Source organism: Stenotrophomonas sp. 10N36, assembly GCF_056395005.1.
Genome location: NZ_JBFTIS010000001.1, coordinates 767,199 through 789,828, shown reverse-complemented (window position 1 = coordinate 789,828; position 22,630 = coordinate 767,199). Strand labels below are relative to the sequence as shown.

Genomic DNA, 22,630 nt, shown 5'->3' with positions numbered 1-22,630 from the left:
ACAGCTCCGCAACGCCGGTGTTGCTGTCAGCACAATTGGTAACACGCTTGCCGACCTCATCGTGCTGCTGCGCTGGGAGCAGGCTCATCAGCGGGATTTGCTGTCAGAGTTTCGCAACGAGTGCTTTCCCAGCCTTGCTGACGTGGTCTGCCTGCGGGTTTTTTGCCAAGCTCGATACGCGGGATTGGAGTGCCGGTGATCGAGGTGAGGTGAGGCGAATTTTCAGTATTCTCCCTACTATCCGAAATCGCCGAAGCCCCGATGAAACCAGGCATGTCCATTGTCACCCTCGTAGTTGTCGCCATTGCGGCTGCCGGTTGCAGCGGCGAGCCGCGCGGCCCGAGCGGAAGTGAACAACGAAGTCCGAGCGATGCCTTCGTGATTCCTGACGAGGAGCGAGCAACCGTCGAGATGGCCGCCAACCAAGGGGATGTCGCAGCCGTGAAGCGGCTGATCGACCATTACGAGGCCCTTTCGGGAAGCGAGGAGGATGCCGCGAAGTGGAAGGCAGTGGCGCGGGAGCTTGGCGACTCGCAGCAACTGAATTACTACGCGGCGAGCATATTGACCGCCGCGAGGCGTGAGAACGCCCCGGCGAAGCGACATGCAATGTTGGTCGATGCCTTGGGGGCGGCCAGGCGTTCCAACGCAAGCAAGGCCAATCCGTCGGCACAGAAGCTCATTCTCGAGGTAATTCGGGCAATCGAGGCCGAACAGTAGCGCGAAGGCCATGCGAAGAATCACCACCGGTGTGCCTGTCGCACACCGGTAGAGCCGACCGTTGGTCGGCTTCTCCCAGCGCCCGATGAGACGGACGTAAGCCCCAAGGTCGAGCCAAACGTACGTGGGCTTTGTGCTCTGCAGCATGGGTTTTAGTGCACTGCGTCTTGCAAAAAAAAGACGCGCTCCTCTATGGTGCAATCGATTGCATTAAACCGAATCGTCAGTGTGTGATACCGGTTGGGAGGCCGGAACGTGGATGCCTATCCATTCGATCGGACCCGGCCCGGCCCCGGGGCTCACACGGCGCGATGCACTGCGCATGGCGGTGGCCGGGAGCGTTGGCCTCGGCGCAGCGGCCGTTCTGCCCGCGTTTGCAGCCACCGCGCCGCTCAAGGGCAACCTGAAGCACTCCGTCGCCCGCTGGACGTTCCCGCAGCAATCGATCGCCCAGCTCTGCCAGACGGTGAAGGGCATCGGGTTTGCCGCCATCGATCTGGTGGGGCCGGCGGACTGGCCCACGCTGAAGGCCCATGGCGTGGACAGCGCGATGTGCAACGGCGCGGAGCTGGGCCTGACCAAGGGCTTTGCCGGCCGCCAGTTCCACGAGGAGCTGGTCGAGCGCTACACGCGGCACATCGATCTGGTGGCCGATGCCGGTTATCGCAACCTCATCTGTTTCTCCGGCAACCGCAACGGCATGGATCCCCAGGAGGGCATGGCCCATGCCGAAGCAGGGCTCAAGCGCATCCTCGGGCATGCCGAGAAGCGCGGCGTGGTGCTGGTCATGGAGCTGCTGAACTCCAGGGTCGATCATCCCGACTACCTGTGTGACCACTCCGCATGGGGCGTCGAGCTGTGCCGACGGATCGGCTCGGATCATTTCGGCCTGTTATACGACATCTACCACATGCAGATCATGGAGGGCGACATCATCGCCACCATCGGCAGGCATCACGCGTACTTCAAGCACTACCACACCGGGCGTGCCTGGCCGACACGAGATCGGCGACCAGCAGGAGCTCCATTACCCCGCCATCTGTCGCGCGATCCGCGACACCGGTTTCGATGGGTATCTGGCGCAGGAGTTCATGCCTGCCGCGCCGGATCCCGTCGGCTCGCTGCGCGAGGCGATCCGCCTCTGCGACGTCTGAAACGCTATCCACCCAGGTGAAGTAGAACCCATGGCAGACAATCACTATGACGCAATCGTCGTTGGCTCCGGCATCAGCGGCGGTTGGGCGGCAAAGGAACTGACCGAGAAGGGCCTCAAGGTCCTGATGCTGGAACGCGGACGCAACATCGAGCACGTCAAGGGCTACGTCAACGCGATGAAGGAGGCGTGGGATTTCCCGCATCGCAACCGGCCCACCCAGGCGATGAAGGCCGACTATCCGGTGTTGATGCGCGACTACGGTCTGGCCGAGAACCTTGAGGGCATGTGGGCCAACGAAAAGGAATCGCCCTACACCGAGACCAAACGGTTCGATTGGTTCCGCGGCTATCACGTCGGCGGGCGGTCACTGATGTGGGGGCGGCAGAGCTATCGCTTCTCCGACCTGGATTTCGAGGCGAATCTCAAGGACGGCATCGCCACGGATTGGCCGATCCGCTATGCCGACATCGCACCGTGGTACGACCATGCGGAGAAGTTCGCGGGTATCGCCGGCACCCGCGAGGGGCTGGATGTGCTGCCCGATGGCGAGTTCCTGCCGCCGATCCCGTTGAACATCGTCGAGAAGGATGTGGCCGCGCGGATCCGTAAAGCCTTTGGCGGAACACGCCATATGATCCACTCGCGCACGGCCAACATCACCCAGCCCATGCCCGAACAGGGCCGGGTCAACTGCCAGTACCGCAACAAGTGCATCCTGGGCTGCCCCTTTGGCGCCTATTTCTCGACACAATCGGCGACGCTGCCGGCGGCGATGAAGACCGGCAACCTGACGTTGCGGCCGTTTTCGATCGTCAAGGAAGTGCTCTATGACAAGGACCGCAAGCGTGCGCGCGGCGTGGAGGTCATCGACGCCGAGACCGGCCAGACTTACCAGTACACGGCCAAGGTGATCTTCCTCAATGCGTCGTCCTTCAATTCGACCTGGCTGCTGATGAACTCGGCGACCGATGTCTGGGACGGTGGGCTGGGTTCCTCGTCCGGCGAACTCGGGCACAACGTGATGGACCATCACTTCGGCGCGGGCGCCTCCGGCCGGGTCGAAGGGTATGAAGACAAGTACTACTTCGGCCGTCGCCCCTGCGGCTTCTACATTCCCCGTTTCCGCAACGTCGCTGCGGACAAGCGCGGCTACCTGCGCGGGTTCGGTTACCAGGGCGGTGCCAGCCGCAACGGGTGGTCACGCGAGATCGCCGAGCTGAACATCGGTGCCGACCTGAAGGAGGCGCTGACCGTTCCGGGTGACTGGCGCATCGGCATGACCGGCTTCGGCGAAATGCTGCCGCACCACGACAATACGATCCGCCTGGACGCCGAACGCAAGGACAAGTGGGGCCTGCCGGTACTGGCGATGGACGTGTCCATGCGCGCGAACGAAAAGGCGATGCGCAAGGACATGGCCGCCGATGCCGCCGAGATGCTGGAGGCTGCCGGTGTGAAGGACGTGGAGATGCACGACAACGACTACGCCCCGGGCAAGGGCATCCACGAAATGGGGACTGCGCGCATGGGACGTGACCGCAGAACCTCCGTACTCAACCAGCACAACCAGGTCTGGGATGCGCCCAACGTCTATGTCACCGACGGTGCCTGCATGACTTCCAGCGCCTGCGTGAATCCTTCACTGACGTACATGGCACTCACCGCGCGCGCTGCCGACCACGCCGTGCGCGAACTGAAAGCGGGGAACCTCTGATGGATCGCCGCGAACTGCTGAAGATGATCGTCGCCGCCACCGGCGCGGCCATGATCGGCCTGCCCGCGCTCGTCCAGGGACAGGCGCCCGCCGCAGGGATGAAGACGCCTTTCTCCGACGCCGATGTGGGCACGCTGGATGAGATCGCCGAGACCATCCTGCCGCGCACCGCAACGCAAGGAGCGAAAGACGCTGGCGCCGGTCTGTTCATGGCGCGGTTCGTCACCGACTGCTACACGGCCCGGCAGCAGGCGACGTTCCGGGCCGGCCTGGCCGATATCGACAAGCGCGCGGGCGGCCGGTTCGTTGCGCTGGCGCCGCAGGCCCGCACCGAACTCCTGCGCGCGCTGGATGCAGAGGCCCGGAAACACGCGGTCGACGTGACCGAGACCGGCACCGCCGAGGAAGGAGAAGCGATGCCGCATTACTTCACGATGATCAAGCAGCTCGCCATCTTCGGCTTTTTCACTTCGAAGGTTGGCGCGACCGACGTGCTGCGCTACGTCGCGGTACCGGGTCGCTACGATGGCGACCTGGCCTATGTGCCTGGCACGCCCGCCTGGGGGACCAGCTGATGAACCGCAGCACGTTGATGAGATCTCTCTACGTCGCAGCGGGCCTGCTGGCCACCGCATCCGTGTTTGCGCAGGCCGAGACTGATCCTGCGCGCGATCCAGCCAAGACCGAGGTGTGGGCGCCCGTGCCCGCCGTGGTGTCCGCGCCGCCGGGCAAGGCGCCTTCCGATGCGATCGTGCTGTTCGACGGCAAGGATGTGTCTGCCTGGGAGGCGGAGCAGGGCGGGCGCGTGCCCTGGCGCGTGGCCGATGGCGCGCTCACGGTGGTTCCGGGCAGCAAAGGCATCCGCACCCGGCAGCGCTTCTGCGACATCCAACTGCATGTCGAGTGGCGCACGCCCACCGAGACGAAGGGGTTCGACGGTCAGAACCGGGGCAACAGCGGCATCTTCCTGCAGGAGCTCTACGAACTGCAGGTGCTGGACAGCTACAACAACCCGACCTACGCCAATGGCCAGGCCGGCTCGATCTACAAGCAGGCCATGCCACGGGTGAATGCCTCGCGTGCGCCGGGTCAGTGGCAGGCCTACGACATCCTCTGGAAGGCGCCGCGCTTCTCGCCGGGCGGCGGGCTCATCTCGCCCGCGCGCATCACCGTTCTGCACAACGGTGTCCTGGTGCAGGACGACACCGTTCTCTCGGGCAAGACCGAGTACATCGGCGCACCGTCGTACGCGCCACACGGGTGCGCGCCGCTCTACCTGCAGGAGCACGATGCCAAGGTCAGCTACCGCAACATCTGGGTACGCGAACTCTGACAGCGCAGGGCCGGCGCCACTGCCGGCCTGCTACTTCGCCAGGTAACTGCTGATGTCGTCGATCTCCTGCTGTGACAGGTGGGAGAAGGGCGGCATCAGCCCGCCGCCCTTGCTGATCTTCTCCTTGATCTGCACTGGCGTCATGCGCTTGCCGATGTCGGTCAGCGCGGGGAACGCGCCGGGCATGCCCGCACGGTCCGCGCCATGGCAGGCCGTGCAGTTGCTCGCGTACAGCTTCGCGCCCGCCGCGGGGTCGTCCTTGGACCACGCCGCCGGCGCATGCGTTGCCGCCCACAGGGCCAGCGTCAGTATCAGGGTCGTTTTCAAGCAGGGCTCCTTTGCGGGCTAGCGCGTTGCGCGGGCGGGCAGGCTGACGGTCAGGTGGTCGCGCAGGTAATCGGCACCGGTCTTGATGACCTTGGCAGGATCACGGGGTTGGTCGTGTTCGATGATGTACCACTGCACACCGGCACCCGCCGCCGCCGGCAGGATCGCGTTCCAGTCGAGCACGCCCTGACCGATCGCGGCGAAACCGCCTTCGTCTTCGGCCTGGCCCTTCGGCGCATTGTCCTTGGCATGGACGGCGAACAGCCGGCCGCGGAACTTGCCCAGCATCACCGCCGGGTCGTAGCCGGCGCGTGCCACCCAAGCAAGATCCAGCTCGGTCTGCAGGTCAGGCCCGGCGGCGGCGAACAGCAGTTCCAGGCCGGTCCTGCCATTGAAGTCGACCAGCTCGAAGTCGTGATTGTGGTAGGCCAGGCGCATGCCCTCGGCCCGTACCTGTTTGGAGATCCGGCCCAGTTCCTGGCCCAGTGCGGTCCAGCCTGCAGCGTCTGTGGGCCGGTCCTTCGCATCCAGGTAAGGCACCACCAGCGTGGTGTTGCCGATCGACCGGTTGAAGGCCACCACGCCGGGCAGGTCCTTGCGCAGCTCGGCCAGGGGCACGTGCGACGAAATCGCCTTGATCGCGTATCGGTCCAGCAGCTGCTTGAGTTCGGGGGCGCTGACGCCCTGCGTGCCCACCGTTTCCACCGCACCCACGCCCGCGTCATGGACGATCTTCAACTGCTGGTCGAGCGAGCCGGCGTTGCGCAGCGAGTACATCTGCACTGCGATGGGCTTGTGCGGGGTGGCGATGTCGTGCGCGAAGGCGGGCAGGGCAGCGAGCAGCAGGGCGAGGATTGCAGTTCCGCGAACAGAGGTGTTCATCAAGAAGGTCTCCCGGGATTCAGCCGATGGTGGTCCAGGCACGTGTCCTGGCCGATGCAATGACGCGGTCGACGATCAGCGCCGAGCGCACGCCGTCTTCGAAGGTGGGCAGACCTTGCGGCTGCTCGCCTTCGATGGCGCGATAGGTGTCGGCGACAAACGCCTCGAAACACTGGGCGTAACCCTGCGCATGCCCGGCGGGCAACACCGACAGCCGGCGTTGCTCGGCACTGCCGGCGCCCGGCCCACGCACGAAGACTTCCTCGCGCTGGTCGGGTCGGCCGATCCACAGCCGTTCGGCGTCCTCCTGGTTGAACGCCACGCTGGCCCTGGCGCCATCGATCTCGAACCAGAGGCGATTGTGGCGTCCAGCTGAAACCTGGCTGACCGTGAGCGACGCCAATGTGCCGGCGCCGGTCCGGAACATCGCCGCCGCCACGTCCTCGCTCGCAACCGCCTGCATCGCGCCACCGGCCACCGCCGTGGTGAAGCTCTGCCCGGTGTCGGTGCTGCGCTCGGCGATCACCGTGGCGAACGCCGCGCTGACATCGGCGAAGCGCTCGCCGCTGACCCATTCCACCAGGTCGCACCAGTGCGAGCCGATGTCGGCGAAGACGCGCGACGCGCCGCCCAGCGCCGGGTCCACGCGCCAGTTGTTGCTGGCCGGGTCCAGCAGCCAGTCCTGCAGGTAGCTGCCGTGGATGAGGTGCAGCGGCCCCAGTTCGCCCTGCGCGATGCGGGCGCGTGCCTCGCGGATCACCGGGTGGTAGCGGTAAACGAAGGGCACCGTGGCGACCARCGCGTTCGAGACGGCCAGTGCAGCCAGGGCCTGGGCGTCTTCCAGCGTCGTCGCCAGCGGCTTCTCGCAGATCACGTGCTTGCCCGCTTCCAGCGCGGCCTGCGCCATGGGGCGATGCAGGTGGTTGGGCGTGCAGACGTGCACCACCTGGACCTGTGGGTCGGCGACCACGTCCTCGATGTCCCGATAGGCACGCGGAACACCCCACGCCTCCGCCACGTCGCGTGCGCGTTGCGGTGACGAGGCGGCCACTCCACGGATCTCCGCACCGGCCAGCAGCGCCGCGCGACGGTGCACGGCGCCGATCATGCCGGTACCGACGATGGCAATTCCAAGCTTGGGCATCGGGTGCGGTCCTCAGGGGGGGGAAGGGGCGACCGCGACCACCGGCCGGTCGCGGAACAGCAGCAGGAAAGCGATCAGCACGACCAGCGCCACACCTGCCGGGAACAGCCAGATCTTCTGCCAGTCCGGGCCCGCCGCCGTGGTGTAGTGCTCCACCACCGCGCCGGACAGGAACGTGCCGATCAGCATGCCCACGCCGTAGGTGGCCAAGGTGATGAAGCCCTGCGCGCTGCTGCGCGCGGCAGGGCCGGCATGCGCATCGGTGTAGATCTGGCCGGTGACGAAGAAGAAGTCGTAGCAGATGCCGTGCAGCACGATGCCGATCACCAGCAGGGAGAAGCCGCCGCCTGCATCGCCAAAGGCAAACAGGACGTAGCGCACTACCCACGCGGCCATGCCCACCGCCAGCATCGTCTTGACCCCCAGCCGCACGAACAGGAACGGCATGGCCAGCATCAACAGGACCTCGGACACCTGGCCCAGCGATTGCAGGCCGGCGGCGCTGCGTACGCCCAAATCGTTGAGATACGGGTTGGTGAAGTTGTAGTAGAACGCCAGCGGGACGCAGATGGCGATGGAGGACAGGAAGAAGACCAGGTAGGCGCGCGACTTCAGCAGCCGCAGCGAATCCAGCCCCAGGATCTGTCCCAGGCCGGCATCGCGCTGTTGCGCCAGCGGCGGCGTGTGCGGCAGGGTGAATGCATACAGGCCCAGGGCCAGCGACGCCATCGCCGCCATCTGGAACGTCAGCTCCAGCCGGTGTGCCTGTTCCCAGCCCAGCCAGCCGATCAGCACGCCCGCCACGATCCAGCCGACGCTGCCGGCCACCCGCACCAGCGGGAATTGTTTCTCAGGCGATTGCATGTGCCGCATCGCCACGCTGTTGGCCAATGCCAGCGTCGGCATGAACAGCAGCATGTAGCCCATGACGCAGGCGAAGAACATGCGGAAGTCGGTTGCCGTGGACGCCAGCCACATCAGCACCGCGCCGGCCAGATGCAGCACCGCGAGAATGCGCTGCGCCGCGAAGTAGCGGTCGGCAATCAGGCCGACCAGGAACGGCGCGACGATGGCACCGATGGACTGGCTGAGGAAGGCCGTCGCCACCTGGCTCGCACTGGCCTGCAACGGCCCCTGCACCAGGTACGTTCCCAGGGTCACGAACCACGCGCCCCAGATGAAGAACTGCAGAAACATCATCGCGCCCAAGCGCGACATGGTGTGCGTCATGGCTTGCCCTCCCAGGCAGTGATGGCTCAGATCCCCAGCATGCGGCGCAGTGATCCAGGATCGGTGCCGCTGTCGGCAAAGTCGTCGAAGGCGCGCTCGGTCACGCGGATGATGTGGTCGCGGATGAAGGCCGCTCCCTCTCGCGCGCCGTCCTCCGGGTGCTTCAGGCAGCACTCCCATTCCAGCACCGCCCAGCCGGGGAAGTCGTACTGCGCGAATTTCGAGAAGATCGCCTTGAAGTCGATCTGCCCATCGCCGAGCGAGCGGAACCGGCCCGGACGATCGATCCAGTCCTGGTAGCCGCCATACACGCCACTGCGCGCACTGGCGTGGTACTCCGCGTCCTTGACGTGGAAGATGCCGATGCGCGCGTGGTAGCGGTCGATGAAGCCGAGGTAGTCCATCTGCTGCAGCAGCAGATGGCTGGGGTCGTACAGGATCTTTGCGCGGGGGTGGTGGTCCACCACGTCGAGGAAGCGCTCGAAGGTCGCGCCGTCGTGCAGGTCCTCGCCCGGATGGATCTCGAAGCACAGGTCCACGCCGCAGGTGTCGAAGGCATCGAGGATGGGGCGCCAGCGGCGGCCGAGTTCGGCGAAGGCTTCTTCCACCAGTCCTGGCGGGCGTTGCGGCCAGGGATAGAAGTAGGGCCACGCCAGCGCGCCGGAGAACGTGGCATGCGCCGTAAGCCCCAGACGCTGGCTGGCCTTGGCGGCCAGCAGCAGCTGTTCTACCGCCCAGGCCTGGCGGGCGGCCGGATCGCCGCGCTTGTCCGGCGGTGCGAAGCCGTCGAACAGGCTGTCGTAGGCGGGATGCACGGCAACCAGTTGCCCCTGCAGGTGGGTGGACAGCTCGGTGATCTGCAGGCCATGCCCGGCCAGCATGCCGGTGACATCGTCGCAGTATGTCTGGCTGCGCGCAGCTTCGGCCAGATCGAACAGGTGGGGCGCGCTGGTAGGCACTTGTACGCCAGAATAGCCCAGCCCCGCGGCCCAGCCGGCCAGCGTGTCCAGCCGATCAAAAGGAGGTGTGTCGCTGATGAACTGCGCCAGGAACAGCGCTGGACCCTTGAGCGTTTTCAAGAGGATTCGCCCTCGATGCAATCGATTGCATTATCCTAGCAGGGGCATTCGAAAGACCCGTTGTGCACTGCACAGCGGAAGGAAGAGGTAACCCCATGGCCACCATCTACGACATTGCAAAGCACGTCGGCGTCTCGGCTGGCACGGTGTCGCGGGCGCTGTCCCGACCGGAGAAAGTGCTGCCGGCCACGCGCGCGCGCATCGAGCAGGCCGCCGCAGCGCTGGGCTATGTCCCCAACACGGTTGCCCGGACACTCAAGACCCAGCGCAGCGGCAAGATCCTGGTCACCGTGCCGGACATCGCCAACCCGTTCTTCGCCCAGATCCTGCAGGGCGCGGAGGACGCGGCGCAGGCCGTTGGCTACGCCGTCCTGCTGGGCGATACCCAGAACCTGCCCGAGCGCGAGGAGCGCTATGCGCAGATGCTCCGGCGCAACGAGGCCGACGGTCTGATCGTGCTGGGCCATCGCCTGCCGCCCACGGCACGTGACATCGTCCAGCAGCAGGGCAGTGCCGCGCCGGTGGTCAACGGCTGCGAGTTCGATCCCGCGCTGGGCATCCCCAGCGTCCACATCGACAACGCGGCCGCCGCGCGCGCGGTGATGGACCACTTGTATGGCCTGGGACACGAACGCATCGCCGTGGTGGGCGGGCCGCCGGACAATCCCCTGCACCAGCAGCGACTGGAAGGGGTTCGGGCTGCCGGCAAGGCGCGCGGTCGCCTGCGTCACCTGAGCGTTGTCCCGGGCGACTTCTCGGTGGAATCCGGCCACGCGGCCGGGATGGAACTGCTGGCCCGCGCGTCGGTGCCGACCGCGGTGTTCTGCTTCAGCGACCAGATGGCGCTGGGCGTGCTGGCGGCCTGTCGGGATCTGGGCATCGGCGTGCCCGATGGCCTGTCTGTCGTCGGCTTCGACGACCTGGCGTCGTCGCGTTACCTCACGCCCCCGTTGACGACCATCCGGCAACCGATGCGGGAGATCGGTGCCCGCGCGGTCCACCTGCTGCTTGCCATCATCGAACGTGTCGATGTGCCGCTTCAGCAGACCCTGGATTTCAGCCTGATGGTGCGGGGTTCGACGGCTGCGCCGGGGAGCCGGTAATGGCAGGAGCGCCGCGCGGCAGAGCCACCCAATGGGTGGCTGCTGTCGCGACCTGCACCACGTGCAGCTACCCCTAAGACGAGAGCGGCACGATAAGATCGCTGGAACAGCCACTACGGAACGGTGTGCAATCCCATGGAGAGGAGCGGAGAGATGGCACGACAGGGTGCTGCATTCCTGACCCTGCTGGCCCTGTCACTGGCGGCCGCGTATTTTCTGCAGATTGGGATAGTGGCCAAGGGCCGGTTCGCCTTCGGCGTGGAGGACATCGTCGCGTGCGAATCCGGACTGCTGTTCGCATTGGTGGGCGGCTTGATTTCCAGGCGCTATGGTTTCGCCGTGGTGGTCGGCGTGACGTACGCGGCCTTCTGGGCATTGGCGATCTACCACCTGAATACATCCACGGGCGGCCGTTGGGTCCTGGAAATTCTTTCGGTGAACGCAGTGAACATTGCCGCATCGGTTCTGGCCGGTATCGCGGGGGCGTGCCTCGGGGTATTCCTTCGTAACCGCAAGCGGGCGGGGCCGCGAGTAGCGTGAAGCGAGGCAGCGCCGCGCTTGGAGGGAGCCTGCTGCTGGGTTGGATCGTCCTGCCATGGCTATTGGCGCGGGCGGACAACCTGGCCTTGTTCGCGCTCCATCAGCTGTACCACCTTCCGCTTGCGGCGTGGATCGGCGCACCGTTCTTCCGTGCCGACAGCGAGGTGATGTTCGTCGTGCAGCCTGCGGGACGCGTGTTGACGGCCGTGTTCTACCTGGCGATCGGCGGTGCAATCGCGCTGGTCGGCCAACGACGGACGAAGTGCACCGGGTGACCACCCCGCAGGTAGCCTTGGCCCTGGGCGGGCAAGCGCGCTGCGCACGCCGGGTGGTGGTCACGTGCGGGTCACCCGCCCTGCCATCGGCATCCACTACCATGGGCCAACCCCGCCGGATGCTCCCCCATGTCCCTTGTGATCCCCACGTTACCCAGGCCGCCCACCGCCCGCATCGCCGCGTGGTTGCTGATGCTGCTGGGCATGTGGCTGGCCTTGAAGCTGGGGCTGGTGGTGACGCTGCTGTCGGGCCTGCTGGTGTTTCAGCTGACCCATGTGCTGGCATCGGTAGTGGAAGGGCGGCTGCGGCCGGGGCGGGCGCGGGCCATCGCGGTGCTCGTGCTGGCGGCGGTGATCATCGGCGTGCTGGTGCTGGCCGGCATCGGCGTGGCGGCGTTCTTCCGCAACGAGACCGGCGGCCCGGACGTGCTGCTGGCGCGGCTGATGGACATTCTCAATACCTCGCGCCATCAGGTACCGGCGCTGCTGCAGCCCTACATTCCCGAAGACCTCACTGCGCTGCGCGCGGCGCTGAACGACTGGGCCGCCGAGCACCAGCGCCAGCTGGGCGTGGCCGGCACGTCGGTGGTGCAGGTGAGCGTGCGCGTGCTGATCGGCATGGTGTTGGGCGCGATGATCGCGCTGTACGACGAACTGCCGCTGCCGAAGATGGGGCCGCTGGCGCAGGAACTGATCGGCCGCACCTCGCGGCTGGCTACTGCGTTCCGCCAGGTGGTGTTCGCGCAGGTCAAGATTTCCCTGCTCAACACGCTGTTCACCGCGATCTTCCTGCTCGGCGTGCTGCCGCTGTTCGGGGTGCACGTGCCGCTGTCCAAGACGTTGGTGCTGATCACCTTCCTGGCCGGTCTGTTGCCGGTGGTGGGCAACATCATCTCCAACACCGTCATCACCATCGTGGCGCTGTCGGTGTCGTTCTACGTAGCGATGGCTGCGCTGCTGTACCTGGTGGTGATCCACAAGCTGGAGTACTTCCTCAACGCACGCATCGTCGGCGGCGAGATCCAGGCACGGGCCTGGGAGCTGCTGTTGGCGATGCTGGTGATGGAAGCAGCGTTCGGTCTGCCCGGGTTGGTGGCCGCGCCGGTTTTCTATGCCTACATCAAGCGCGAACTGCTGGACCAGCGCTGGATCTGAGCGCGACCGCGCACACCCTGGGCGGCGCTAGCGCCGGGTGATTTTGCTGCGGCGGTAGTCGGTGCGGTTGGCCTGGAAGCGGGCGATGCTCTGGCCCAGTTCGTCCAGCGCCCCGGCCGGCAGCCACAGCTGCTGGGTGCCGCGGGTCATTGCCGTGTACGCCGCACGCACCGGGTTGTGCGCGTAGCCCCGGCCGAAGCCGGTGCGGAAGCAGCACATCGACATGGCCACCACCGCGAACTCGGTGTTCTTGGCATGCTCCACCAGCAGCAGTTGCAGCGTGGCGTCGTGGAACTCGGCCAGGCGCTGGCCCAGTTCGATGAAGCGGTCGCGGTTGTAGCCGCGCATGAACATACGCGGGATCTGCGGCATGTCCTGCTCGTTGCATTCGGCCAGCAGCGCTTCCCAGCGCTGGCTGCTGCCGCCGTGCGAGGTCATTTCGCGGTAGGCCTCTTCGCCGCGGTTCACTTCGCGGCCCACGCTGGTCAGCGTGTCCGGATGGATGCCGAAAGGGACGCCGGCGGCAGCCAGGCGCTGGGCTTCTTCCAGCAGCCGCCATGGGTTGCCGTAGACGCGCGCACCGCTGCCGGGAACCTCGTCCCAGCTGCTGTAGGTCCGGGTCAGCGTGGGCTGGTCGGCCGAGCCTTCGAACGGGCCGTCGAAGAAGCCGGTGGCGTCCAGTGCCACGGTCTCGTTGACCAGCTGCTCCACCAGCCGGCCCTGGCGCACGGACTGGGCGATCTCCAGCTTCATGCCGGTGGCAAAGCGCGGCGCACGTCCCACCAGGCGCTGATTGGGGTCGCCCAGGCTGATCACCGACCCTTCGTAGCCGGACAACAGGCCTTTCCAGGCCGGGCTCATGTCGTGGCCTTCATCGATCAGCAGCGTGCCCCACAGCGTTGGAATGCGCGCGCGATGGAGCGCCAGCCACTTGCCGATGTGATCGACGTTGAGGCTGAGCAGGGTGGTCTTCTGCACGGCCGGGTCGAACATGCAGCGCCACACGTGCTCGGCGGCGGCGATGTAGGGGCCGGCATCGACCATCGCCCACGGCAACGCGCGGACGAAGTGGCGCGGCTCCAGCCGCTCGGCCGGGGACCGGCACCATGCGGCGATGCCGTCGAAGGCCACGCGCAGCACGCTGGTGGGGGCATGGTTGCCGATCGGCTGCAGGCCGATGCGCTGGGCGATATCGCGGAACGAGGCCTTGCTGATCTGGAAGGTCGGGCGGAACGCGGTGCCCAGAATGCCCTGGCGGAAGGCGGCACCGGCGATCTGGTTGGCGAAGCTGATCTGCGACAGGATCTCGATCGGCAGCGCGCCACTCAGCCGGCGCCGGAATGCCTGCACCTGGCTGGGGCGCGGCGCGATGTAGGTGTAACGCCGGGTCGCGCTGTCCAGCAGCTGCAGGATCAGGTGGGTCTTGCCCGCGCCTGCATAGGCGTCCAGGTCGATGTGTTCGTCATCGTTGGCCACGATCGCGCGCAATGCGCGGGCCTGCTCGGCGGTGTAATCGTGGGTGCGCTCGACATAGGCCGGGGCCTGCGCAACGTCGATCCCGAGGTCATCGGGTTCTTCACCGGCGGCGTCGGTATAGAAACGGATGGTGTGCGGCTCCAGCGTGGTGCGGCAGGCCGCCTGGAACGGGTCGACCGGGTAGTCGGTCGGCGACATCCGGCAGAACTCGGCCACCACCGCGTCCGGGCCCAGCACCACGCTCTGTGCGGCCAACGCCTGCAACGCGTCGTTGAGCTGGCCAGGCATGCCGGCGGCCAGGGCCTTGAACTGGGCATCGGCATCGTCGGGCTGGGCGGCAAACAGCGCACAGGCCTGGTCGATCAGCCGGGTCAATGCGGCGCTGTGGTGGGCGCGCCCCTGGCACAGCGCTGCGGCGAACAGGCCGGCACGCTCCAGCGCGCTGGCCGGGATCTGCCCCACATCAAGGAACGCGGCAAGCGCTGTTTCGCTCAGCGGCAGGAAATACACGGGTTGGGTCGGCAGGGGCATTGCAGGGGCAGTCGGACGGCTGCCGGCACGGTAGCAGATGCACCCCGGCTGCGCGTGCAACCGGGGTGCGTTGGCTTATGCTGCGGCAGTGCCCGGCACCTGCCCGGGTCGCCGTGCCCCGTCCAGCATCACCCGGATCAAGGACCTGTCCATGTTGTTCTTCCTGCTGTTGCTGGCCATCACTGCGGTGAGTGTCTGGATTGTCTTCCTGGGCGGCGCCGAGCGCGTGCAGGGGCTGTTTTCGCTGCTCAGCTTCGACCTGGTCGACCTGTTCACCGACCCCCTGACCGTGCAGCAGGTGCGCCTGTGCACGGCGATCACCTGGTGCATCGCGGTGGTCATCATCGCGGCGGTCGGCCTGCGCTGATCACATCGCGCTGCCCACCGGGGTGATCCGGCGCGCGTCCTGTTCGGCCTTCACCTGGCGCCACCACGGCGTGCCGGGCTGTGGTGCGTCCAGGTCCAGGCGTTCGCCCATGCCCGGCGTGGCCAGAGGTATGGCGCGCTGGCGCGCCAGTGCGCTGACCCGTTCAAACGGCTCGTCCCACTGGTGCAGGGCCAGGTCGAAGGTGCCGTTGTGGATCGGCAGCAGCCAGCGGCCCCGCAGGTCCTGGTGGGCCTGCACGGTCTGCTCGGGCTGCATGTGCACGAACGGCCACTTGGCGTCGTAGGCACCGGTTTCGATGAAGGTGACGTCGAACGGCCCGTAGCGCTCGCCGATCTGGCGGAAGCCGTCGAAGTAGCCGGTGTCGCCGCTGAAGAACAGGCGCAGGCCGTCATCCAGGATCACCCACGACGCCCACAGCGTGCGGTTGCCGTCGCGCAGCCCGCGGCCGGAGAAGTGCTGGGCCGGGGTGGCCGCGAAGCGCACGCCGTCCACGTCGGTTTCCTGCCACCAGTCCAGCTGGCGCACGCGGTCGCGCGGCACGCCCCAGGCGATCAGCCGGTCGCCCACGCCCAGCGGGGTCAGGAACACATCGGCGCGGCTGGCCAGGTACTTGATGGTGGCGCGGTCGAGGTGGTCGTAGTGGTCGTGCGAGAGCAGCACGCCCCGGATGGGCGGCAGGTCGTGCAGGGCGATTGGCGGGGCGTGGAAGCGCTTGGGACCCATCCACTGCACCGGCGAGGCACGCTTGGAGAACACCGGGTCGGTCAGCCACCAGCCGCCGCGCAGCTTCACCAGCAGGGTCGAATGGCCCAACCGGTACAGGCTGTGCTCGGGGGCACTGGCCAGCTCGGCGGCGGTGATCGCACGCACCGGTGGCGGCGCGGGCGGGGTGGTGCCGRCGGGGCGGTCGAACAGGAATTCCCACAGCAGCTTGAGCGTGCCGGTCACGGTTTCCTTGGGCTTGGGGGCAACGTTGGTGAAGTGGCCGTCGTGCATCTGCGGCGACTGGTCATTGGGGGCGATAGGCACGGTGAGGGTCATCCCGATAAGTACGGTGAGGGAGAAGGCGAGGGCAAGCAGGGGGAGGGCTCTCATGCGGCGCCTTCTGATTCATGAGTGTGTACGCACTCATTTAATGGAGGAAAAAACACGGTCATCGTTGGATGCCTTTCCAGAACAGGTCGAACCCGGCCTGCTGCAGCGTGGCGGCGTGTGCGGGGTCGGCCGCCATCGCCTCCAGCGTGGTTTCCAGCAGGTTGATCAGCACCCGCCCCAGGTAGAACGGCAGCCGTTCGGGATCGATGTGGCTGGCCAGGCTGGTTTCCAGCGCCTGCAGCATGCTGCCGAACAGGCCCGCGCATTCGCTGCGGGTGTGCGCGCTGATGCGCTCGGACACCTTGAGCTGGCGCAGCGCCATGCGATCGATGGGGTAGGTCGAGCCCCATGCGATCAACGCGTTCCAGGCATGCAGCACCAGCTCGCGGGCGTCGGCCTGGTCCGGGAAGTCCGCGCCGAGCACCATGGCCAGCCGGGTTTCCAGACGCACGAACAGCGCGTTTAGCAGCGCGTCCTTGGTCTCGAAGTAGGTGAATACCGTGCCCTCGGCCACCTTGGCCGCACGTGCGATCTGCGCCGTGGACGCGCCAATGCCCTGCGCGGCCACCAGTTTGGCGGTAGCGTCGAGGATAGCGTCGCGTTTCTGTTCGCTGAGCGGGCGGGCCATGGGAATGAGTAAGTGAGTGCTTGCTCATTTATAGGCGCGCGACCTTCCCGGCGCAAGTGCTGGTGGCCGCGCTGGCGGGTTTTGTTCAGCCTCTTTAGGGCGGAGGGCGCTGGGCGGAACGGCTGGATGCCGGCGCCCCGCGCAGCGATCCGCACGACCGGGTGTACCGCTACGCGCGCTGAGCCACGCCTGCGTTGCCATCCCGTCCACTGGGGTCTATAAGGCGGTTCTGGGCTGCTTCCGGAAGGCGTACACCATGCCAACGCGATCAACACCGTCTGCTGCTACCCCGCCCGCCAAGGCTGCGCCGCGCCTGTTGGCCGGCGGCAATCCGCAGATTGCCAAAGGCGAGGGCGACGCGCCCGTACAGGCCTATATCGCGGCGATGCCCGGCTGGAAACGCGACGTGGGTGAACGCCTGGATGCCCTGATCAGCGCGGCGGTGCCGGGCGTGCGCAAGGCGGTGAAGTGGAATTCACCGCTGTATGCCGCCGGCGATGACGGCTGGTTCCTGAGCCTGCATTGCTTCACCGGGTACATCAAGGTGGCCTTCTTCCGGGGCACCGCGCTGCAGCCGGTGCCGCCGGAGCCGTCGAAGAGCCAGGACACGCGCTACCTGCATATCCGCGAAGCGGTGCCGTTGGACGAGGCCCAGTTCAGCGCCTGGGTCCGCCAGGCCAGCCGCCTGCCCGGCGAGCGCATGTAACCGGCCCGCGTGCCGGTGGCGCCTTCCAACCGTCATCCCTGCCAGGACATTCCCATGACCAAGGCCACCTCCAGCACTGCCATCGCATCGGTCGACCCGGAGGGTCCTTCGGCCGCGCAACGGATCGACGCGAAGATTGCCGGCCTCGACGACTGGCGCGGCACCACCCTGGCGCGCGTGCGCCACATCATCCAGCAGGCCGACCCGGGCGTGGTGGAAACCGTGAAGTGGCGCGGCGTGCCGGTCTGGGAGCACGACGGCATCCTGTGCACCGGCGAAACCTACGCGCGCGCGGTCAAGATGACCTTCGCCAAGGGCGCCGCACTGGCGGATCCGGCCGGGCTGTTCAACGCGAGCCTGACGGGCAACACGCGCCGGGCGATCGACCTGCATGAAGGCGATACGATCAACGCGACGGCCTTGAAGGCGCTGATCCGTGCGGCGGTGGCACTGAATGTGGCGGCCAGGGCAGCGAAAACGCCGTCAGCGCGCAAACGTGCCGCAACAAGGACGCCCGCAGACGCGCGTGCGGCGGCGCCCACCAGCAGGTCACGCACTCCGCAGCGATAGGTGGTCGCACGTCGGCCACGAGGTGCATCGCGGCCCACATGACAGTGACGCGGTGGCAGCGACCGGCGGATTCGGCAAAGATGGGGGCTGCCTTGTCGCCGTGTAGCGGCGATGCCGGCTCTCCCCCCATTGAAACTGGATCTGCCTGTGCTGAGTGTTGTTGGTGTGTTGCTTGCGCTGTACGTGGTGTGGCGTGTGGTGTGGCCGTTGCGGGTGTCGTTGTCGCTGCGCGGCCCGCTTGGATTGCTGGTGGTGTCGCTGGCCCTGCATCACCGGATCGTGGCCCGGTTCGCCGGCACGATGGCGTCGCCGGAACTTCCCAAGCCGGTCATCGCGGTACTGGCCACCGGCTTCACCGCGCTGCTGATCGGCGCGCTGGCGGTACTGCTGCTGGATATCCTGCTGCTGGGCGCGCGCCTGTTGCGCCGCCCGCGTGTCACCGCCGCACTGCGCACGGCGTGGCTGCGCCCGGCCGCGATGGGCGCGGCGCTGGTGGTGTCTGCCTACGGCGTCTGGCAGGGCATGGCTGTGCCGCAGACGCGGCAGATCGAGGTGACCCTCGATGGCCTGCCGGCACAGTTCGACGGCTACCGCGTGCTGCAGCTCACCGACATCCACGCCAGCCGCCTGCTCACCGGTCGCTGGGTGGCCCGGGTGGTGGCCAACAGCAATGCGCTGTCGCCGGACCTGGTGGTGATCACCGGTGACCTGATCGACGGCACGGTGACGGCACGCGCCGCCGACTTTGCCCCGCTGGCCGGGCTGCGCGCCCCCGACGGCGTCATCGCCATCACCGGCAACCATGAGTACTACGCGCAGTACGCCGACTGGATGCAGGCCTTCCGCGCGCAGGGCATGCAGGTGCTGGAGAACACCCACACCGAGGTCCGCCGCGACGGCGCCGTGTTGACCATTGCCGGCGTCACCGACCCGGTGGCCGCGCGCTATGGCCTGCCGATGCCGAACCTGTCCGCCGCACTGGCCGGCGCAGATCCGCGCGCCCCGGTGATCCTGCTCGACCACCGCCCGGGCGCGGCGCGTGCCAACGCTGCGCACGGCGTTGCACTGCAGTTGTCCGGGCATACCCACGGCGGGCACATCCTGGGCATGGACCAGCTGGTCAAGCACGCCAACGGTGGCTACGTGTCCGGACGTTACGCGGTGGATGGCATGACCCTGTATGTCAGCAACGGCGCCGGTCTGTGGGCCGGATTCGCCGCGCGCATCGGCGTACCGTCGGAGATCACGCTGATTACGCTGCGCCAGGGCGCGCCGGACCGTCAGATCGCCCGCGCGCTATAGTCCGGCCATCGACGGCAGCCGCCGTCGCTGGAGGACTGAGGCGCACGCATGCTGATCCTGCTGTTGGCCGCTACGCTGGTGCTGCTCAATGCGGTGGCATCGTTACGGGTGTGGAACCGCCCGGACGTGCCGCCGCCACAACGTGTTGCGCAGCTGCTGCTGGTCTGGCTGCTACCAGTGGTCGGGGCGCTGTTGTGCCTGGAGTTTGTGGCGATGACGCGCGCTGGCGATGGCCGCGGCAGCGATCCGGGACCGTCCTACGTCAATGACAGCGGCTACGCGTGGGATGAAGGTGACAACGGCGGCACGCGGTGCGCCGCGGACATCGACAGTTGCGACGGTGGCGGCGACAGTGGAGGCGGAGATGGTGGCGGTGGGGGTGACTGAGCGCGCCCAGCCGCACCGCAGCTGAACGCCCCGGCTTGGCAAGCCCGCAGGGAATTGCGACGCTTGCGCGCTGACAGGGCGGAAAGAACGCGGATGAAAGCAATGCGCAACGTGCTGGGAACGATGATGGTGCTGGCCACCACCGGTGGCTGTGCGCTGCACGGCGATGCGCTGCGCAGCACGCCTGCGGCGGCGGTGCCGGCGGCAGGCGTGGTCCTGCCCGATACCGAGAGCTGGAGCGTTCATGATCCGGCCGGGCGCGATTACCCGATCTGGGTGGCGCTGCCGGCCAGTTATGCGCAGCACCCGGAGCGGCGCTACCCGGTACTGTTCGTCACCGACGCGCTGTACAGCTTTCCGCTGGTGCGCAGCGTGCGCAACCTGGTGGGGCAGGGCGGCGCCAACCTGGAAGATTTCATCCTGGTCGGGCTGCCGCCGCAGCAGGGGCTGACCTCCAAGCAGAGCCGCTCGCGCGACTACACGCCCACCCAGCCGCAGCGCACTGCCGACGACGACTACAGCAACGACGTGGTCTACGGCGGTGCCGCGCACTACCGCGATTTCCTGGCCACGCACGTGTTGCCCGCGGTGGACGCGCGCTACCGCACCGATCCGGCACGGCGCAGTTTCGCCGGGCATTCCTACGGCGGCCTGTTCGGCACCTATGTGCTGCTCACGCGCCCGCAGATGTTCCAGACCTACATCCTGTCCAGCCCGTCGCTGTGGTTCGACGGGCACTACATCGACCGCCTTGAACAGGACTACGCGCAGCAGCACCGCGCGCTGCCGGCGCGGGTACTGCTGGCGATCGGCAGCGAAGAGACGCCCACGCCGGATGCGGCAGATGGTCCACGCAACGACATGGTGCGCGACACGCAGGCCTTCGCCGATCGCCTGCGCCAGCGCGGCTACCAGGGGCTGCAGGTGGACAACCGGGTGGTCCCGGCCGAAGACCACCTCACCGTGTACCCCAGCACGCTGACCCGCGCGCTGCTGCAGGTTTACCCGGGTACCGGGCCGTACAACGGCGGCTGAGCATGCAGACCGTGCGCACCGTGCCGTTGTTTGACGCCCGCTGCAGCCACTGCGGCGCGGCGTTTGCCCATCCCAGCCTGGGCGATGCGGTGTACGGCGCGCTGATGCTGTGCAGTGTGGACGGACGCCAGCACGCGATCGTGGACGGCTTCAGCGCGGTGCCGGCGCAGGTCGCCGCGCTGCTCGCGGACGATCCGGACACCGCGCTGTGGCCGGTGCTGGCCGCGTTGGCCGATCCACCCGCAGGCTCGGCCTGGTCGGTGGCGTTGCATTGCCCGCACTGCGGTCAGCCCGATCCGGTCTTCCAGGAAGGCACGCGCCGCGGCATGGCGGACATTCCGCTGGCCCGCTTCAGCCAGTGCGCAGCGGGCGACCTGGCCGCGCAGGTCGCACGGCTCGCGGATCGCCAGCGCTGAGCCCACCCGATCAGGCCAGGGCGGTGTCCTGCAGCGATATCGCGGTGGCCAGTTCCGGTGCCAGCGCGTGTGCCACGGCCATGCGCAGCATCGCCGGGCTGACGTGGCGGCGGTGCACCCGGTTGATCGCCGCCATGTACAGGCGGCCGAACGCGTTGAGCGTGCGCACCTTTGTGCCCAGTGCGATCACAGCCGCACCATCGTCCAGCATCTGCACGCGCACGCACGAGCGGAACTGCAGGTGGCGGTCGTCGGCGCCGAGCAGGACTTCGGCGCTGCGGTCGGCCGCGTCGGTGGCCTGGGCATGCACCGGGAAGCGACTGGCGAACCGCTCGCCTGCGCCGTCGGACAGCAGCGAGGACACCGGGCAGCCCAGCGGCGAGGTGCGCAGCCGCAAGGGGGTCACCAGCACGTTGCGCAGGGCCATCAGCCGGCCCACGCCCAGCGGTGGGTTGCGGACGAATCCCTCCAGCACCGCTTCCAGCAGCGCACGCGCCGAGTGCCCGCCGATGCTGTGGGCGGGCAGGGTGACATAGGTGTAATCCTGGTGGTCGAAGCCCTGCGGCAACGCCTGCTGCAGCAGTGAATCGGCCGGCGCCGCCGCCTGCGTGCCCAGCGTGCCGCAGGCCGCGCGCTGCCCGATGTAGCCATGGGCCGGGCGCAACCGCGCCAGGCCGCTGCGCACCCGCCCGACCAGGTCGCGGCTGCCGGCGCACCAGCGGGCCAGTACCGACTCGGCCGGCGCGCGCAGCGACAGCGTCACCCGCGGAAGCTGGTCCAGGTCGGTCTGGTCAAGCAGCTGCTGCAACGCCGGTGGCAGGGTGTCGGTCAGGGAAGGAATGTCGGCGGCGCCTGCATCGATGCGCGCACGTTGCGCATCGCTCAATGCGCCACTGCGCTCATCGGCATGGCAGGACAGCGCGAACAGCGCCGGATGCCGGGGATGACGCGAGACGAACTGGTGCCAGGTACCGCTGCCGAAGCGCACGGTGAACAGGCAGTCCGGCGGCACGTCGATGCAGCGCAGGGCGCGCACGAAGGCGGCCGGGTCCTGCTGCAGTTGTGCGTCGGACACGGTGGAAAAACGCAGCTGGGCGCCGCCGCTGCCGGCAATGGCGGTGAACATGCGCGGGCCGGCATGGCGATGGAACGGATGCCCGGTGCGGCCTACCGAGAACGAGTACAGCGACGAGGCATCGCCGTGCGCCAGGTGCATGCCGCCCAGCCGCGCGGAGGGTTCGTCCAGTGCATCAACGAAGCGCGGATGCTGCGCCTGGCGCAGGCCCGCGTCGCGCAGCAGCGCATCGCCGGCACCGATCCCGAGCTGGGCGATCAACGCCACCTCGACCGGGCTGCCATCGCCGCAGGAAGGCAGGCTGATGCTGGGAAACGAACGACTCACGTGGGCGGTGTCCTGCATGCCGATCTCCTTGTCGTT

24 protein-coding genes and 2 pseudogenes are annotated in these 22,630 nt (G+C 67.5%); 17 read left to right on the top strand and 9 right to left on the bottom strand.

The genetic code is table 11. The annotated features are described in order from the left end of the window. From AC1DCJ_RS03655 to AC1DCJ_RS03630, 6 genes and pseudogenes are all read left to right on the top strand, one after another. Nucleotides 1-199: pseudogene (locus tag AC1DCJ_RS03655) on the top strand (site-specific integrase); the annotation flags it as partial. A 74-nt stretch (nucleotides 200-273) separates the two neighbouring features. Continuing rightward, entirely contained in the window at nucleotides 274-720 is a 447-nt protein-coding gene (locus tag AC1DCJ_RS03650) for a hypothetical protein (RefSeq protein WP_478070112.1), read from the top strand. Nucleotides 721-979: 259 nt separating this feature from the next. Then, nucleotides 980-1,874, top strand: a pseudogene (locus AC1DCJ_RS03645) (hydroxypyruvate isomerase family protein). A 30-nt stretch (nucleotides 1,875-1,904) separates the two neighbouring features. After that, nucleotides 1,905-3,590 carry a GMC oxidoreductase gene (locus tag AC1DCJ_RS03640; RefSeq protein WP_478070111.1) on the top strand — a complete coding sequence of 562 codons (1,686 nt, stop codon included), beginning with the start codon at nucleotides 1,905-1,907 and terminating at the stop codon, nucleotides 3,588-3,590. Beyond that, entirely contained in the window at nucleotides 3,590-4,165 is a 576-nt protein-coding gene (locus AC1DCJ_RS03635) for a gluconate 2-dehydrogenase subunit 3 family protein (RefSeq protein WP_478070110.1), read from the top strand. Before AC1DCJ_RS03640 ends, AC1DCJ_RS03635 begins: the two co-directional genes overlap by 1 nt. Next, complete coding sequence (locus tag AC1DCJ_RS03630) at nucleotides 4,165-4,923, top strand: 3-keto-disaccharide hydrolase (RefSeq protein ID WP_478070109.1); 759 nt, start codon at nucleotides 4,165-4,167, stop codon at nucleotides 4,921-4,923. The genes AC1DCJ_RS03635 and AC1DCJ_RS03630 overlap by 1 nt, the downstream gene beginning before the upstream one ends. A gap of 30 nt (nucleotides 4,924-4,953) precedes the next feature. Here AC1DCJ_RS03630 and AC1DCJ_RS03625 read toward each other — a convergent pair whose 3' ends face one another. Genes AC1DCJ_RS03625 through AC1DCJ_RS03605 form a run of 5 tightly spaced genes read right to left on the bottom strand, consistent with a single transcriptional unit; the run spans nucleotide 4,954 to nucleotide 9,585 of the window. Then, entirely contained in the window at nucleotides 4,954-5,250 is a 297-nt protein-coding gene (locus tag AC1DCJ_RS03625) for a c-type cytochrome (protein ID WP_141057290.1), read from the bottom strand. Nucleotides 5,251-5,268: 18 nt separating this feature from the next. Next, nucleotides 5,269-6,132: a sugar phosphate isomerase/epimerase family protein gene (locus AC1DCJ_RS03620; RefSeq protein WP_478070108.1), complete on the bottom strand. Its 864-nt coding sequence runs from the start codon at nucleotides 6,130-6,132 to the stop codon at nucleotides 5,269-5,271. A 19-nt stretch (nucleotides 6,133-6,151) separates the two neighbouring features. Continuing rightward, on the bottom strand, nucleotides 6,152-7,276 hold the full coding sequence (locus AC1DCJ_RS03615; RefSeq protein WP_478070107.1) for a Gfo/Idh/MocA family protein: 1,125 nt from the start codon (nucleotides 7,274-7,276) through the stop codon (nucleotides 6,152-6,154). Between the two features lie 12 nt (nucleotides 7,277-7,288). Then, nucleotides 7,289-8,506, bottom strand: a complete 1,218-nt coding sequence (locus AC1DCJ_RS03610; RefSeq protein ID WP_478070106.1) for a nucleoside permease — start codon at nucleotides 8,504-8,506, stop codon at nucleotides 7,289-7,291. A 26-nt stretch (nucleotides 8,507-8,532) separates the two neighbouring features. Continuing rightward, a complete protein-coding gene (locus tag AC1DCJ_RS03605) occupies nucleotides 8,533-9,585 on the bottom strand; it encodes a sugar phosphate isomerase/epimerase family protein (protein ID WP_478070105.1) in 1,053 nt (350 codons plus the stop codon). A gap of 95 nt (nucleotides 9,586-9,680) precedes the next feature. Between AC1DCJ_RS03605 and AC1DCJ_RS03600 the strand changes: the two genes are divergently transcribed. The 4 genes from AC1DCJ_RS03600 to AC1DCJ_RS03585 all read left to right on the top strand — a co-directional run bounded on the left by AC1DCJ_RS03600 (nucleotide 9,681) and on the right by AC1DCJ_RS03585 (nucleotide 12,658). Next, entirely contained in the window at nucleotides 9,681-10,688 is a 1,008-nt protein-coding gene (locus AC1DCJ_RS03600) for a LacI family DNA-binding transcriptional regulator (protein ID WP_320490481.1), read from the top strand. A gap of 153 nt (nucleotides 10,689-10,841) precedes the next feature. Further along, nucleotides 10,842-11,228 carry a hypothetical protein gene (locus AC1DCJ_RS03595; RefSeq protein ID WP_478070104.1) on the top strand — a complete coding sequence of 129 codons (387 nt, stop codon included), beginning with the start codon at nucleotides 10,842-10,844 and terminating at the stop codon, nucleotides 11,226-11,228. Continuing rightward, complete coding sequence (locus AC1DCJ_RS03590) at nucleotides 11,225-11,503, top strand: hypothetical protein (protein ID WP_478070103.1); 279 nt, start codon at nucleotides 11,225-11,227, stop codon at nucleotides 11,501-11,503. Before AC1DCJ_RS03595 ends, AC1DCJ_RS03590 begins: the two co-directional genes overlap by 4 nt. A gap of 129 nt (nucleotides 11,504-11,632) precedes the next feature. Further along, the gene (locus AC1DCJ_RS03585) at nucleotides 11,633-12,658 is read left to right on the top strand and encodes an AI-2E family transporter (RefSeq protein ID WP_137188857.1); all 1,026 of its coding nucleotides are present in this window, start codon (nucleotides 11,633-11,635) and stop codon (nucleotides 12,656-12,658) included. Between the two features lie 27 nt (nucleotides 12,659-12,685). Here the strand turns inward: AC1DCJ_RS03585 and AC1DCJ_RS03580 are convergent, their stop codons facing one another. After that, nucleotides 12,686-14,665, bottom strand: a complete 1,980-nt coding sequence (locus AC1DCJ_RS03580; protein WP_478070102.1) for a hypothetical protein — start codon at nucleotides 14,663-14,665, stop codon at nucleotides 12,686-12,688. Between the two features lie 151 nt (nucleotides 14,666-14,816). On the opposite strand from AC1DCJ_RS03580, the gene AC1DCJ_RS03575 reads away from it, so the two are divergent. Next, the gene (locus AC1DCJ_RS03575; RefSeq protein WP_478070101.1) at nucleotides 14,817-15,032 is read left to right on the top strand and encodes a hypothetical protein; all 216 of its coding nucleotides are present in this window, start codon (nucleotides 14,817-14,819) and stop codon (nucleotides 15,030-15,032) included. On the opposite strand, the gene AC1DCJ_RS03570 is transcribed toward AC1DCJ_RS03575, so the two are convergent. Beyond that, a complete protein-coding gene (locus tag AC1DCJ_RS03570; protein WP_478070134.1) occupies nucleotides 15,033-16,094 on the bottom strand; it encodes an MBL fold metallo-hydrolase in 1,062 nt (353 codons plus the stop codon). A 112-nt stretch (nucleotides 16,095-16,206) separates the two neighbouring features. Beyond that, nucleotides 16,207-16,776 carry a TetR/AcrR family transcriptional regulator gene (locus AC1DCJ_RS03565; RefSeq protein ID WP_141057280.1) on the bottom strand — a complete coding sequence of 190 codons (570 nt, stop codon included), beginning with the start codon at nucleotides 16,774-16,776 and terminating at the stop codon, nucleotides 16,207-16,209. A 256-nt stretch (nucleotides 16,777-17,032) separates the two neighbouring features. Between AC1DCJ_RS03565 and AC1DCJ_RS03560 the strand changes: the two genes are divergently transcribed. The 6 genes from AC1DCJ_RS03560 to AC1DCJ_RS03535 all read left to right on the top strand — a co-directional run bounded on the left by AC1DCJ_RS03560 (nucleotide 17,033) and on the right by AC1DCJ_RS03535 (nucleotide 21,192). After that, nucleotides 17,033-17,482, top strand: coding sequence for a DUF1801 domain-containing protein (locus AC1DCJ_RS03560; RefSeq protein WP_478070100.1), 450 nt, complete (start codon nucleotides 17,033-17,035; stop codon nucleotides 17,480-17,482). A gap of 54 nt (nucleotides 17,483-17,536) precedes the next feature. Next, nucleotides 17,537-18,052, top strand: a complete 516-nt coding sequence (locus tag AC1DCJ_RS03555) for a DUF1801 domain-containing protein (RefSeq protein WP_478070099.1) — start codon at nucleotides 17,537-17,539, stop codon at nucleotides 18,050-18,052. Between the two features lie 147 nt (nucleotides 18,053-18,199). Next, nucleotides 18,200-19,354 carry a metallophosphoesterase gene (locus AC1DCJ_RS03550; RefSeq protein ID WP_478070098.1) on the top strand — a complete coding sequence of 385 codons (1,155 nt, stop codon included), beginning with the start codon at nucleotides 18,200-18,202 and terminating at the stop codon, nucleotides 19,352-19,354. A 48-nt stretch (nucleotides 19,355-19,402) separates the two neighbouring features. After that, nucleotides 19,403-19,741, top strand: coding sequence for a hypothetical protein (locus AC1DCJ_RS03545; protein WP_320490467.1), 339 nt, complete (start codon nucleotides 19,403-19,405; stop codon nucleotides 19,739-19,741). Between the two features lie 102 nt (nucleotides 19,742-19,843). Then, on the top strand, nucleotides 19,844-20,776 hold the full coding sequence (locus tag AC1DCJ_RS03540; RefSeq protein WP_448136844.1) for an alpha/beta hydrolase: 933 nt from the start codon (nucleotides 19,844-19,846) through the stop codon (nucleotides 20,774-20,776). A 2-nt stretch (nucleotides 20,777-20,778) separates the two neighbouring features. After that, nucleotides 20,779-21,192 (top strand): hypothetical protein, encoded by a 414-nt coding sequence (locus AC1DCJ_RS03535; RefSeq protein WP_478070097.1) that lies wholly within the window; start codon nucleotides 20,779-20,781, stop codon nucleotides 21,190-21,192. Nucleotides 21,193-21,202: 10 nt separating this feature from the next. On the opposite strand, the gene AC1DCJ_RS03530 is transcribed toward AC1DCJ_RS03535, so the two are convergent. Further along, on the bottom strand, nucleotides 21,203-22,612 hold the full coding sequence (locus AC1DCJ_RS03530; RefSeq protein WP_478070096.1) for a DUF2867 domain-containing protein: 1,410 nt from the start codon (nucleotides 22,610-22,612) through the stop codon (nucleotides 21,203-21,205). Nucleotides 22,613-22,630 lie beyond the last annotated feature (18 nt).